5 protein-coding genes are annotated in these 13,410 nt (G+C 61.5%); 1 reads left to right on the plus strand and 4 read right to left on the minus strand.

Annotated features, from left to right (window positions below):
* The first annotated feature begins 218 nt into the window (after positions 1-218).
* Positions 219-1,547 carry an amino-acid N-acetyltransferase gene (gene argA / locus F3J41_RS09820; RefSeq protein ID WP_021506712.1) on the plus strand — a complete coding sequence of 443 codons (1,329 nt, stop codon included), beginning with the start codon at positions 219-221 and terminating at the stop codon, positions 1,545-1,547.
* Positions 1,548-1,599: 52 nt separating this feature from the next.
* Here argA and recD read toward each other — a convergent pair whose 3' ends face one another.
* The 4 genes from recD to recC all read right to left on the minus strand — a co-directional run bounded on the left by recD (position 1,600) and on the right by recC (position 13,365).
* Positions 1,600-3,447 carry an exodeoxyribonuclease V subunit alpha gene (gene recD / locus F3J41_RS09825; protein ID WP_058757057.1) on the minus strand — a complete coding sequence of 616 codons (1,848 nt, stop codon included), beginning with the start codon at positions 3,445-3,447 and terminating at the stop codon, positions 1,600-1,602.
* Positions 3,444-6,983 (minus strand): exodeoxyribonuclease V subunit beta, encoded by a 3,540-nt coding sequence (gene recB / locus F3J41_RS09830; RefSeq protein WP_166710933.1) that lies wholly within the window; start codon positions 6,981-6,983, stop codon positions 3,444-3,446. Before recB ends, recD begins: the two co-directional genes overlap by 4 nt.
* Positions 6,980-9,877 (minus strand): pitrilysin, encoded by a 2,898-nt coding sequence (gene ptrA / locus F3J41_RS09835; protein WP_166710935.1) that lies wholly within the window; start codon positions 9,875-9,877, stop codon positions 6,980-6,982. Before ptrA ends, recB begins: the two co-directional genes overlap by 4 nt.
* Positions 9,878-9,984: 107 nt before the next feature.
* On the minus strand, positions 9,985-13,365 hold the full coding sequence (gene recC / locus F3J41_RS09840; protein ID WP_166710937.1) for an exodeoxyribonuclease V subunit gamma: 3,381 nt from the start codon (positions 13,363-13,365) through the stop codon (positions 9,985-9,987).
* Positions 13,366-13,410 lie beyond the last annotated feature (45 nt).

Here is a 13,410-nt window from a genome sequence, read left to right on the forward strand (position 1 = left end):
TGTGTTATGTCTAAAAAATCGTCAGTTGACGAGCAGAAGGCGAAAACTTTATTCAATGAGGAATGTCTTGTCTTGCCGGAAAAACCAGATAATGCAGTCTGTTAGCGTGGCTTGCATCAGGAAAATCGTAAAGTAACGTCAGGTCCGATGCTTGCAAAAAGCGGCGAAAGAGCATAAAAATACATAAATTTCGAATAACCATTCACAGAGGGTTTGCCGTGAAGGAACGCAGTACTGAACTGGTTCAGGGTTTTCGCCATACCGTTCCCTATATTAATGCCCACCGTGACAAGACGTTTGTCATCATGCTGGGTGGCGAGGCCATCGAGCATGAGAACTTCTCCAGCATCGTTAACGATATCGGCCTGTTGCATAGTCTCGGCATTCGCCTGGTGGTGGTTTATGGCGCGCGGCCGCAGATCGATGCCAGCCTCGCGCAGCAGCAGCTGGAGCCGATTTATCACAAACACACCCGCGTGACTGATGCCCAATCGCTGGAGCTGGTGAAGCAGGCGGCCGGGCGTTTACAGCTCGATATTACGGCGCGTCTGTCGATGAGCCTGAATAATACGCCGCTGCAGGGCGCGCATATTAATGTGGTGAGCGGTAACTTCATCATCGCTCAGCCGCTGGGCGTGGATGACGGCGTCGATTACTGCCACAGCGGCCGCATCCGCCGCATTGACGAAGAGGCGATCCATCGTCAGCTGGATAACAATGCCATTGTGCTGCTGGGGCCGGTAGCGGTCTCGGTGACCGGCGAGAGCTTTAACCTGACCTCGGAAGAGGTGGCGACGCAGCTGGCGATTAAGCTGAAAGCCGAGAAGATGATCGGTTTCTGCTCCGAACAGGGCGTAACCGACCGCGAAGGCACCATCATTTCCGAGCTGTTCCCGAACGAGGCGCAGACGCGTATTGATGAAATGGAGAGCGACGGTGATTTTCTCTCCGGCACCGTGCGCTTCCTGCGTGGCGCGGTCAAAGCCTGCCGCAGCGGCGTGCGCCGCAGCCATCTGATCAGCTATCAGGAAGATGGCGCACTGCTGCAGGAACTGTTCTCGCGTGACGGTATCGGTACGCAGATTGTCATGGAGTCGGCCGAGCAGATTCGCCGCGCCAACATCAACGACATCGGCGGGATTCTTGAACTGATTCGTCCGCTGGAGCAGCAGGGCATTCTGGTGCGCCGTTCGCGCGAGCAGCTGGAGATGGAGATCGACAAATTCACCATTATTCAGCGCGACAATATGACCATCGCCTGCGCAGCGCTCTATCCGTTCCCGGACGAGCAAATCGGCGAGATGGCCTGCGTGGCGGTGCATCCCGACTATCGCAGCTCGTCACGCGGCGAGCTGCTGCTGGAGCGCGTGGCGCTGCAGGCGCGGCAGATGGGGCTGAAGAAGCTGTTCGTGCTGACCACGCGCAGCATCCACTGGTTCCAGGAGCGCGGCTTCACGCCGGTGGATATTGAGTCGCTGCCTGAAAGCAAAAAGCAGATGTACAACTATCAGCGTCGTTCGAAAGTGCTGATGGCAGATTTACGCTAAGCGCCACTGCTCATCAAAGCGCCGCTGAGGGAAAGTTCCCGCGGCGGCGCAATCATCTGCCCTCTTCTCCCCCTAAGCGATCCAGCAGCCCGCTGCGCCGCTGCGTGCGCAACTGCACCGCGCGCCGGAACACTGCTTCATCACTGAACAGCGTCAGCTGGCTGCGCGCCCGGGTAATGGCGGTGTAAATCAGCTCGCGCGTCAGTACCGGCAGGAACTGAGCCGGCATCACCAGCGCGGTGTGGTCAAACTCCGAACCCTGTGATTTGTGCACCGTCATCGCCCATGCCGTGTCATGGGCCGGCAGGCGACTTGGCTGTACCGCTTTGATGCTGCCATCAGGCAGCGGGAAAAACACCTTGAGCAGCCCTTCCTCATCGAACAGCGTAATGCCGATATCACCATTGAACAGGCCGAGCGCGCTGTCGTTACGCGTCACCATCACCGGACGCCCCTGATACCAGCGGCTGCCCCCTGCCGGACGACGAATCAGCTGCAGCTGCATCAGCTTGTGCTCAATACGCTGATTGAGCCCCTGCACGCCAAATGGCCCTTCGCGCAGGGCGCACAGCAGCTGATAACGGCCAAACGCAGCAATCACCTCGGCTGGTGCGGCACGCTGGTTAATCAGCTGGAGAAATGGCCGATAGCCTTCGGCAATCTGCGTCAGCATCGCCTGATACGCTTCGGCATCGTTGAGCGGCTGGCGCACGATATCACTGAAGCCCGCCTGAAAGGCCGCCTCGACCGCCTGCGCTTCGCCGGCGTTGACCGCCGCAGCCAGCTGACCGATGCCGGAGTGCGCCGCGAAACGGTAGCTTTTGCGCAGCAGGCAGATGGCATCGCGCACCGCCGGGGCCACCGCATCATCGGTGCCGGCAACCTCGCAGCCGGTCAGCGTGGTGAGCTGCAGCGCACGCACCGGACTGTAGCCCGCCTCGGCACAGCGGCAGATATCCCCGAGCACCGCACCGGCTTCAACCGAGGCCAGCTGGTCGCGATCGCCGAGAAAAATCACCCGCGCGTGAGCGGGCAGCGCGGCGATCAGGTTTGCCATCATGCCAAGATCGACCATCGAGGCTTCATCGACCACCAGCACGTCGAGATGCAGCGGGTTACCGGCGTGGTAGCGCAGGCGCTGCGTCTCCGGCTGGGCTCCAAGTAAACGGTGCAGCGTGGTGGCTTCTGCCGGAAAACGCTGGCGCTCCGCATCGCTGACGTCGAGACTGCGCAGCGCCTTACCCAACGACTCGGTGAGCCGCGCCGCCGCCTTGCCGGTAGGGGCGGCCAGCTGAATGCGCAGGGTTCCCTCACTGAGGCGAATCAGCGCCGCCAGCAGCTTCGCCACCGTGGTGGTTTTGCCGGTGCCGGGCCCGCCGGAGATCACCGCGGTTTTTTGCGTCAGCGCCACCGCCGCCGCAATTTTCTGCCAGTCCTCAGGCTGGCTGCCGAAAAAGGTATCCAGCACGCTGCGCACCTGTTCGGGCGCAAACAGCTGCGGCGCCGCCTGTGGCTGGAAGAAGCGCGCCACTTCCCCTTCGTGATGCCAGAGCCGGTGCAGATAGAGCCGGTTATCACGCAGCACCACCGGTGCCGGGCGATCGCTGGCGCTGAGCGCCTGCCAGTCCGCCAGCAGTGTCGGCCAGTCCTGCGGCTCGCCGGCGGCCTGCCAGATGGCGTGCGCCAGCTCCGGATGACGACCGCTGAACAGCCCTTCGCGGGTAAGCTGCGACAACGGCAGGCAGACGTGACCGTCACCGGCTTCCGCGCTGAGACAGGCAGCCGCCAGCAGATGCGCGGGCCGATCGTCGTCGGCCAGCAGCCGGGCAAACTGAATATCCAGCGCCCGCAGCAGGCGCAGTTCTGCCGCCTGTGCCAATAGCGTACTCATGCTACTCATGCTGCTGCTCCCGGCCCGCGAAACAGGCTATCCAGTTGTGAAACGAAATCTGACGTCGGTCGGGTATGGAACACTCCGTTATCCGGCGAGCTGCCATCCATGCCGCGTAAAAACAGATAGAATACGCCGCCAAAATGCTGTTCATAATCGTAATCCGTCAGGCGGTGCTGCAAATAGCGATGCAGCGCCAGCGTATACAGCTGATACTGCAAATCGTAACGGTGGTCGATCATCGCCTGCGCCATCGCCTGCGGTGTGTATGCCTGATGGCTCTCGCCCAGCCAGTTAGATTTGTAATCCAGCAGATAGTATTTGCCCTGCCAGCGAAATACCAGGTCGATGAAGCCTTTCAGCATGCCCTGCACCTGACGGAAGTCGAGCGGCGGCGCCTGACGCGACAGCGGATCCTGCCGCATCAACGCGTCCAGCGCCGGTGCCGTCAGCAGTCCATCAATCGGCAGATAGAACTCCATCTCGATCAGGCGATTGCCCGGTGTGATGTCGCTCAGCCGGATCCCTTCAGTGTTGAGCGGCGTGTTCACCACGCGGGTAATCCACTCGCTCAGCATCGGCTGCCAGTGCAGCGGATAGCCGCTCTGCTGCAACTGCTGTTCCAGCTGCGGCGCTAAAGGCGGCTGGGTGAAGTCGAGCGATTCAAACAGCGTATGCAGGAAAGTCCCGGGCGCTGCGCCACGCGGGAAATGGTGCGGCGTCAGCGCGGCTTCCAGCACTTCCGCCTCGCGATCTTCCCCGACCGCTTCCGCATCGAAGCCCGGCATCACATCCAGCAAACGGTGACTGCCGTGCTGCTGCAACCCGGAGTAGCTGGTGACACGCCACGGATCGGCCAGCGCGCGCGTGACGCTGCGCGCATCCAGCGCATCGTCAACCTCGTCCAGCGCCTGCCAGCGTTCATGGCCCTGCGGCTGCGCCAGCACCACTTCGGTTCCGGTCACGCTGATGTCGTGCAGTAAACTCGCCAGCTGTTCTGCGGTGGCCGGCTCGCCGCGCTGCAGCAGGAAACCCAGCGCGCTTTTATGTAAATCGCTCTCGCCCTCTTTCTTGCGCGTGCCGCGAAACAGCGGTGCCACGCCGACGCTGCAGTGATACACCGAACGCGTCAGCGCCACGTACAGCAGGCGTAAATCCTCTGCCAGCCGCTCCTGCTCTGCCAGCGCCAGACTTTGCTCATCATTCTGCAAATCCAGCACCGCGTTGTAATGCTCGCGGTCGTGATAGAGCGCGATATCGGCCTCGCGGAAACCGGCGGCAAACGGCAGCCACACCAGCGGATACTGTAACCCCTTGGATTTATGGATAGTGACAATCTGCACCAGGTGGCGGTCGCTCTCCAGCCGCAGCTGCTGGCTGGCCGACTGGCTGTCCGGTCGGGCGATTTGCTGCGCCAGATAACGCACCAGCGCGTGCGGACTGTCGAGCTGTGCCGCCGCCTCCTGCAGCAGTTCGCCGAGATGCAGCAGATCGGTCAGGCGACGCTCGCCATTCTCTGAGGCCAGCAGATTTTCTGCCAGCTGGCGCTCCAGCATCAGCTGACGCAGCATCGGCAGTACGCCACGCTGGTGCCACAATTGCTGCCAGCGGGCAAAGGTATCCACCAGCGCATCCCAGCCGCGTGCATCCTGATCCAGTGCGTCCAGCTGCGCGGCATCAAAGGCAAACAGCGACGTGGCCAGCGCGGTGCGCAGCATCCGCTCCTGCTCGGGTGCAAGGATCGCCTGCAGCAGCCACAGCAGTTCTCGCGCCTCGGGCGTGGTATACACGCTGTCGCGGTTGGAGAGATACACCGAAGGGATGCCGAGCTGATTGAGCGCGGCGCGAATCAGATTGGCTTCGTTCCGGCTGCGCACCAGTACCGTGATGTCCGAGGCCTGCACCGGCCGCTGATCGGGGGTTTTGCCCAGCAGCGCGCGCTGTTGCTGACCCGCCTGCAGCCAGCGGCTGATATCAGCGGCGCACTGCTGCGCCATCAGCTGCTGGTATTCGCTGACGCTGCAGCCTGCGCCCGGCTGTAGCCAGAAGCGCAGCGCGGCCTGTTCCTCGCCGTCGATACTCAGCGACAAACGCTGATTGGGCGGCGCGGCATTGACCGGCAGAAACGGGATGTCCGCAAACAGAAACGGGGCGGGCTGGCGCATAAACAGCTGATTGACGCTCTCCACCATCGCCGGTGACGAGCGCCAGTTGGTATCCAGCGTGTAGTGCGCGTGAACTTCACTGCGCGCGCGAATATAGGTAAAGATGTCCGCACCGCGGAAGGCATAGATAGCCTGTTTCGGGTCGCCAATCAGCAGCAGCGCATGCTGCGGCTGTTGTAAATAGAGCGTGCGGAAAATACGGTACTGCAGCGGGTCGGTATCCTGGAATTCGTCAATCAGCGCCACCGGAAAGCGCTGGCGAATCGCCTGCGCCAGCTGCTCGCCGCCGGGCTGTTGCAGCGCCTCGTCCAGCCGGCTCAGCAGATCGTCAAACCCCAGCAGCGCCTGCAGGCGTTTCTCTTTACGCACCGCGTGACGCACCTCCACCAGCGCGCGTGCAATCACCAAATCGCGCAGCGACAGCGGCTGCGCCAGGAACGTATCAATGGCAGCAAACAACGGGTGCTGCGGTGGCGCGCCCTTTTTGGTTTTTTCATTGAGCACCTGCTGACCGAAACGCGCCAGCTCGGCGGGAATCTGGTAATCCGCGGTCTCGCTCTGCGCCCAGGCGCTGACTTTGCTGACCCACAGCGGCAGGTTTTTGCTGCTGTAGCTGCGCTTATCGACATCAGACTGCCCGACCAGCGTCAGCACCTCTTCGCCCAGCGCGCGCCACTGCGCTTTCATTTCGGCAATACGCGCCAGGTTGCTGCTGTGGCGCGATGTCAGGGTTTCACTATCGTGCGGTGCCAGGCGCAGGCTGGGCGACTCGCCCTGCAGCCACGGGCGCAGCGTCGACAATAACTGTTCAGGCCCGCTCCATTCCGCAACGATGACGCGCGCAATATCCAGCGTCAGCGGATAGCAGTGGCGCCGCCAGAAATCCGCCGTCGCCTGACGCAACAGCTGCTGTTCATCTTCAATCAGCTGCTGCTCGAACAGCATACCGGACTCAAACGCATTGAGATTGAGCATGCGCTGGCAGAAGCCGTGAATGGTGAAAATCGCCGCCTCATCCATCTGACGTTCCGCCGCCAGCAGCAGCGAGGCCGCCTCAGCGGGCTGGGCAATGTCGGCCAGCAGCTGCATCAGCATCGGATTTGCGCTGACGCCACGCAGACACGCCAGCCGCAGCTCATGAATATTCTCCCGGATACGGCCGCGCAGTTCGGCGGTGGCGGCTTCGGTAAAGGTCACCACCAGAATCTCTTCCACCGACAGCGGGCGCGCATAGGCATTCGGTCCGCCAAGTCCCAGCAGCAAACGCAGGTAGAGCAGACCAATGGTAAAGGTCTTACCGGTGCCGGCGGAGGCCTCAATCAGACGCTCACCCTGCAGCGGCAGCGTCAGGGGATTGAGCGATTCAGGGCGCTGACTCATGGCGCATCACTCTTCACGGAGAGCGACTGCTGCAGGCGGGCGACTTCATCCCAGGTGGTAAAGCCCGGCAGCGGCGCGTAATCCGCATCGTGGGTGCCATCGTGACTGCCGCCAATCTGCGAGATCATCGCCATGCCCTGCTGCGCCAGCACGGCCTGATGGAAAAAGTCAGCCAGGCTGGCCGGTGTCAGCTGCTGAATTTGCGCAATGGCTTTTTCGCGCGTATCAAACGCGAAGTTCTGGCGATTGAAATCACGACTGTAGCGGTTGGCTTCTTCATCCAGCGTTTGCGGACGCTGTTTCAGATCGTTGATCAGTGCCTGCTGATACTGGGCGAAATCCTCCGCTTTCATGCTGCGCAGACGCTGTTCCGCCTGCGGATAGAACGCCTGGAAACGCTGCAGCAGATAAGCGGGCGCTTTACTGTTGCTTTGCAGCAGGAAGCCAATGCCCCACTGGCGACCAATCGGCATTTGATAAGCGAACACTGCATAGCCCAGTTGCTCCTCGGTGCGCAGCTGATTGTAGAACCACGGCTGCACAATCTGGCTCAGCATGGTGCTGTTAGCCATACTTTGATACTCGCTGTAGCCGAGCGGCACATACAGCGTCGCCAGCGCCGAGTCGGTGCTGCTGCCGGTTTTCTGCAGGTTGGCTTTGATCGGCTTATCCACCACCACATAATCGCTGTGCCAGTAACCGTGCCCCGTGCTGTGCAGCTGCTGTTTAAGCTCTTCGCCCAGCTGCCTGACGCGATCGGCCGACAGGTTGCCGACCACCATCATTTCCGGCGTGGCGTGCTGGATCAGCGCATCGCGGTAATCCATCACCTCCTGCAGCGTGATCTGTTTCACCAGCTGGCGTCGCGCCTCACGCTGGGTATAAGGCAGCTGGGACAGCATTTGCATCGGCTGAATCGCCTGTTCAAACGCTTTGCCCTTTTCCGCTGCTTCCAGCCGATCCAGATACCAGGATTTCGCCTGCTCGAGCTGCTGCGCATCCGGCTGGAAGCTGGCGTAGCCTTCTACCAGCTTTTTCAGCAGCTCCGGCAGGCGCTGGGTGAAGCCGCTGGCATTGAACACCAGCCCGTCGTCCTCACCGGTAGAGAAGCTGATGCCGCCTACCGAAGCCTGCGAATTCAGCTCATCCAGCGCCAGGCTGGAGAGGTAGTCGTTGAGACCAAACAACACCTGCTGGCGCGCATCGCTGATCGCGGATTTGTTTCGCAGCGCGAGCGTAATAGCGGCCTTCGGCTCGCTGGCGTAGAACTGGCTCGGCATCCAGTAGATGCGCATGCTGTCACCACTGGTCAGCGCCACCGGATGATCGTAATGCTTACCGTCAGAGGGGATGAGGGAGAAATCCGACGGAATGTAGGGATTCAGGGTCGGCAGCGACAGCGGAATCTGCTGCGCCTGCTGCTGCCAGTCGCTAAACTGCGCGGCGCTGATTTTATCCACCTGATAAGGCGCATTCACAAAGTAAGCCTGTTTATTGTGCGGCTCAGCGGGACTGATGTACCAGATGCGGGCATTCTGCGGCGTCATCTCAGCCAGACGGGCGTTGATCGCGGCCGCATCATAGCGGTCGGCCAGATAAGGCGCATCCAGCGTGTGCGTCACCGGCACGCGCAGCATGGTATCCACCAGCCACTCTATGTAATCCATATCGCGGGTAATCGACGGATAGCGGAAATCCAGCGCCAGCACGTGCGCAACTTCATCGAAATAGCGCTTGTCGATGCCTTGTTTGCGCAGCATATCAAGGTAGCTGAATACTGCAGCCACCACGCGATCGCGCTGCGCCAGACCTTTGTCGGTCAGCGAAACCGAGATGGCAAACACGCCGCTGTTGCGCTCGGTCATCGGATCCGCGCCGGCATTGACGCCATCCGCCAGTCCCTGCTGCTGCAACCAGTCGTTCAGGGTATTTTTGCTGCGGTTGCCCAGCAGATAGCTGATTAAGGTGTCGGTTTTGCTGCGGAACTGGTCGCTGTCGTTGGCGATGCGAAACTCAATTTTCAGCTGCTTACGCGGCTGTGCTGGCACGTAATGAATGATGATGCCTTTCTGCGCATCGGTGACCACCGGCACGGTAATGTCCGGCACGCTGGCCTGATGATTGGCCACGCGACCAAAGGTCTGTGCAGCGATCGTCGCCATCTCCGGCAGCGGTTTGTTACTGTAAATCACCGCTTTCATCAGATTCGCCGAATAGTGGCGGTGATAGAAATCGAGCAGCGCCTGATGCAGGTTGCTGTCGGGTTTGTCACTCAGGGTATCAAGGTTACCGCCCGAATAGCGCGAGCCGGGGTGCGCCGGGTTGAGGGTTTCCGCGCCAACCTGCGCCATACGCAGCCCATCGCGCGAGCGTGCCATCGTCAGCTCAGCGTTAACCGCATGCCGCTCGCGGTCCGCGTTGGTCGGGTCGAGCAGGGGTTGCGCAATCGCATCCGCCAGACGATCCACCGCCGGTTGCAGCGCATCGTTTTCGACTTCCAGGTAAAACGCGGTGCGGTACGAGGCTGTGCTGGCATTGTGGCTACCACCGTGCTTCTTGAGAAACTCCGCCAGGTTATCCGGCTGCGGATAATTTTTTGACCCCATCAGCACCATGTGTTCCAGATAGTGTGCCAGGCCCAGCTGACTGTCGGGATCGTCCAGAGAACCGATCGGTAACGTCAGCGCTGCCAGCGATTTCGGCGCGGCAGCATCTGACACCAGCAGCACCGTCATGCCGTTGCTCAGGGTAATGGCCTGATAACTGCGCGGATCGTGATCGCTCTTGCGGATGGTTTCATCAATCGGCTGCCAGCCGCGCCCGTCGTCGGCAAAGGCATTCAGCGCCAGCATGCTCAGCAGCAGCGCTCCTATCCAGCGTGCGTAAATCCGCATTTCAACCCCTTAACGTTACCCTTATCCGCCGGCGTTGCGCCGGTCGGGATACTCAAACACTTTCTTATAAGACGGTGGCTGCCAAGGTACAGGCCGCACTTCCGTTGCTATTCATCATCCTGATGCGCGAGGCGCACCGGCAAATACCACTGACGCGCCGCAGCGATGATCTGCTGCTGCGTCGGCTCGTCCAGCGTGCGGCACAGGCGCTGCAGATAGGGATCGCTGCCTTCGCCTTCAACCTGGTAGCCACCCTGCCACGCCTGCAACAGCTTGTTGAGCGCCTTTTTCTGCGTGGCGTCATCTTCCTGAAGCTGGCCGGATTTGCTGTCAAAGCTGGCGTCCAGCCACGCGCCGCCGGATTTATTCAGCAGCAGCAGCGGCTGCGCCAGACCCGCCTCACAGGCGGCCACATATTCAGCCAGCTGCGCCTGCGCCTGGGCAGGTGCCACGGCCGCGAAGCGCCAGCGGCTCTGTTTGCGACCATACATGCGGCTGGTGCCGTTGCCGCCCAGCGCACAATACACCAGATGTTCCAGCCACAGCAGCAGGCCATCGTTGATGTTGAGCACGCCCGGACGCCAGCGTAACAGCCCATCAGCTTGCACCTGAGTCAGCCAGCCGGTCAACTGCGTTGCGCCCAGCGTCAGGTTGACTTCCCAGCTCTCCGCCGGCAGCCGCTGCGCGCTCACTTCCGCCGCCACCTCCTGCATCTCTTCGGTCTGGCTTTGCCAGAAAAGTTCCCCGAAGGCGCCGTAAGGCAGATTACCGGCGGCGCGGTGGTGCGCATACAGCTGGGCCGGATCGTCACCGTTGACCAGCGTATTGAGCAGTTCAGCGTTAATCTGATAGCGCTCCAGGCTGTCCGGTGCGAACGGTTCGCTGTCCGGCAGCTCGCTCTCCTCCATCCAGAAAGCCACGCCGAGGCGCTGCTGAAACCACGCCCGCACCGGATGACGCCAGAAGCGCAGCAGCTGCTCCAGCGACAGCGTGGTCAGCGGCTGAACCGGCAGCGGCTGGACAAACCCGGGCTGCGCCACGCCGCTGCCGGTCGCCGCTGGCAACCATTCTGCGGCAAAGCTCTGCACGTGGCTTCCCGGCTGGAAATTTTCCGCTGCAAACGGCATGCGGCTGTGCAGGCATTGCAAATGTGCCCGCACCCGCTGCTCACTGACGTCCGGCTCACAGGCTTCATCGCCCGGCAGACAGAAGCTTTGCGCCAGATAATCCACCAGTTCAGTCACCAGCACCGAGGGATAGCGCTCGGTGTTGTCCTGAATCGCCCGGCCAATGTAGCTGATGTACAGCTGCTGCTGCGCCGAGATCAGCGCTTCAAGGAACAGATAGCGGTCATCATCACGCCGGCTGCGATCGCCTTTCCGCGTCTGCTGCTGCATCAGGTCAAAACCGAGCGGCGCCAGGGTGCGCGGATACACGCCGTCGTTCATGCCCAGCAGGCACACCACTTTAAACGGGATGGAGCGCATCGGCATCAGCGTACAGAAGTTGATCGGCCCGGCCAGGAAACGCTGGCTGATGCGCTGCTGATCGAGGCGCGCACGCAGCTCATCGCGCAGCAGCGTGACCGGAATCGGCTGCTGATAGGCGGCCTGCATCCCCTGTTCAATGATCTCCTGCCACTGCGTTTCGACCAGCAGCAGCGCCGCCTCGCTGTCGGCATCGCCGCTGAAGAAGCTGTCGATCAGCTCACGGCACAGCGGCAGCCACTCGGCCAGGGTGCGCGTCTGCGCAAGGCGCGTGCGCCAGCTGTCGAGCCGCGCCAGCAGCTCGGCCAGATGGCCCGCCAGCTCGGCGATCAGGCCGCTGGATTCGTCATACGGCAGAATGCCCTGCCAGTCGCCGTTGCGGCTTTCCAGCGCGTAGCCCAGCAGCATACGCTGCAGGCCGAAGCGCCAGGTGTGCTGGCCGGTGACCGGCAGCGCCAGCGCTTCCACGCTGGCGTCATCCAGTCCCCAGCGGATGCCGGATTCCATCACCCAGCGGCGCAGCAGGCGCAGGCCGCTCTCCTCTACGGAGAAACGCTGTGCCAGCGCCGGCACCTCGAGCAGCGCCAGCACCTCTTCTGAGGCAAAGCGACTGTCCGGCAGTGCCAGCAGGCTGAGCAGCGCGAGGATGGCCGGATGCGCCTGACTGGCGCGCCGGTCAGAAATGGCGAACGGCAGATAGCGCTCAGGCGGCGCACTGGCAAAAGCCGCCTGAATAAAAGGCGCGTAGCTGTCGATGTCTGCCACCATGACGATGATATCGCGCGGCTTCAGCTCCGGGTCGGCTTCCATCAGCGCCAGCAGGTGATCCTGCAGCACTTCCACTTCACGCTGGGCGCTGTGACACACCTGCAGCGTGATGGAGCGATCGTGCGGATCGAGCCGGCGCTTGTCCATGCTGTCGGCCAGCTCGCCAGCGCTGAGCCCAATCACCGCGCGATCGTCAAGATTGAGCAGATCGGCCTGCAGGCAGTGCAGCAGATTATCCGGTGACATCTCCACAAACGCATCGATGTCGTTGGCGGCTGACTCCATCTGGCTCAGCAGAAACAGGTTGTCGCGGCCCAGCTTGCCCCACGAGGCCAGCAGTGGATTGGTCAGCTGCTGCTCGCCCAGTTCGTTAAACAGCGCTGGCGCGGCATCCGGGTCGCGGAACAGCGGCTGCGTCTCCTGCGAATGCAGGCGCAGCCGCTGGCGGCTCTGCAGCTTCGCGAGGAAGGCGTAATCCTGAATGTCGCCCCAGTAGTGACGACAGGGATTGGTAAACAGCAGGTGAATATCAATATGGCGGCCCAGCGCTTCCAGCGCCTGCAGATAAACCGGCGGCAGCGCAGAGATACCGCAGATGAAGACGCGCTGCGGCAGTCCCGGCGGCGGCGTTGACGCCTGCTCCAGCGCCTGGATAAACCGTGCATAGAGGTTGGCACGGTGCCACATCGGCTGACCGAGGCTGCGCGTGAATTCGACCAGATCGCGCCACAGCGCCGCCTGCCACTGCTGAGCATCGCTCAGCCCGTCCACCTGTTCGCCGCGCTCCCAGCGGTTCAGCCAGTCGGACCGGTAAACCAGATACTGGTCGAACAGATCCGCCACGCGCGCGCTGAGCTGGTAGAGTTTGCGCTGATCGTCGTCGTCATGCAGATAGCTGCGCAGCGGCTGAAACGCCTCCTGCTCCAGCAGCACCGGCAGCCGGTGCATCAGCTTCCAGCTCATGCTGGCTTTGGTGAAAGCGCTCTCTTCCGGGATATCCGGCAGCACTTTAACGAACATGCTCCAGATAAAGCTGGCGGGCAGCGGAAAATCAATGTTGGCGGCAATGTTGAAGCGGTTAGCCAGCTCCATCTGCAGCCACTGCGCCATGCCCGGGCTCTGTACCAGCACCTGCTCAGCCGCGAGCGGATCGGCCAGCGGCTGGAGTTTTATCAGCTCTACCGCTAAGTCTTTCAATAAATCTAACCGATTGGAGTGGTAAACCCGGAACATAAAACTCCTTAAAGAAGGGAAAGCGCAGCCCGGTCACTCTACCCT

This window comes from Pantoea sp. Ap-870 (genome assembly GCF_011752515.1).
Lineage (GTDB): Bacteria > Pseudomonadota > Gammaproteobacteria > Enterobacterales > Enterobacteriaceae > Pantoea > Pantoea dispersa.

Coding starts and splice junctions, on each gene's coding strand:
- ptrA (WP_166710935.1), bottom strand. CDS start 9,877: ATGCGGATTTACGCACGCTGGATAGGAGCGCTGCTGCTGAGCATGCTG.
- recC (WP_166710937.1), bottom strand. CDS start 13,365: ATGTTCCGGGTTTACCACTCCAATCGGTTAGATTTATTGAAAGACTTA.
- recD (WP_058757057.1), bottom strand. CDS start 3,447: ATGAGTAGCATGAGTACGCTATTGGCACAGGCGGCAGAACTGCGCCTG.
- recB (WP_166710933.1), bottom strand. CDS start 6,983: ATGAGTCAGCGCCCTGAATCGCTCAATCCCCTGACGCTGCCGCTGCAG.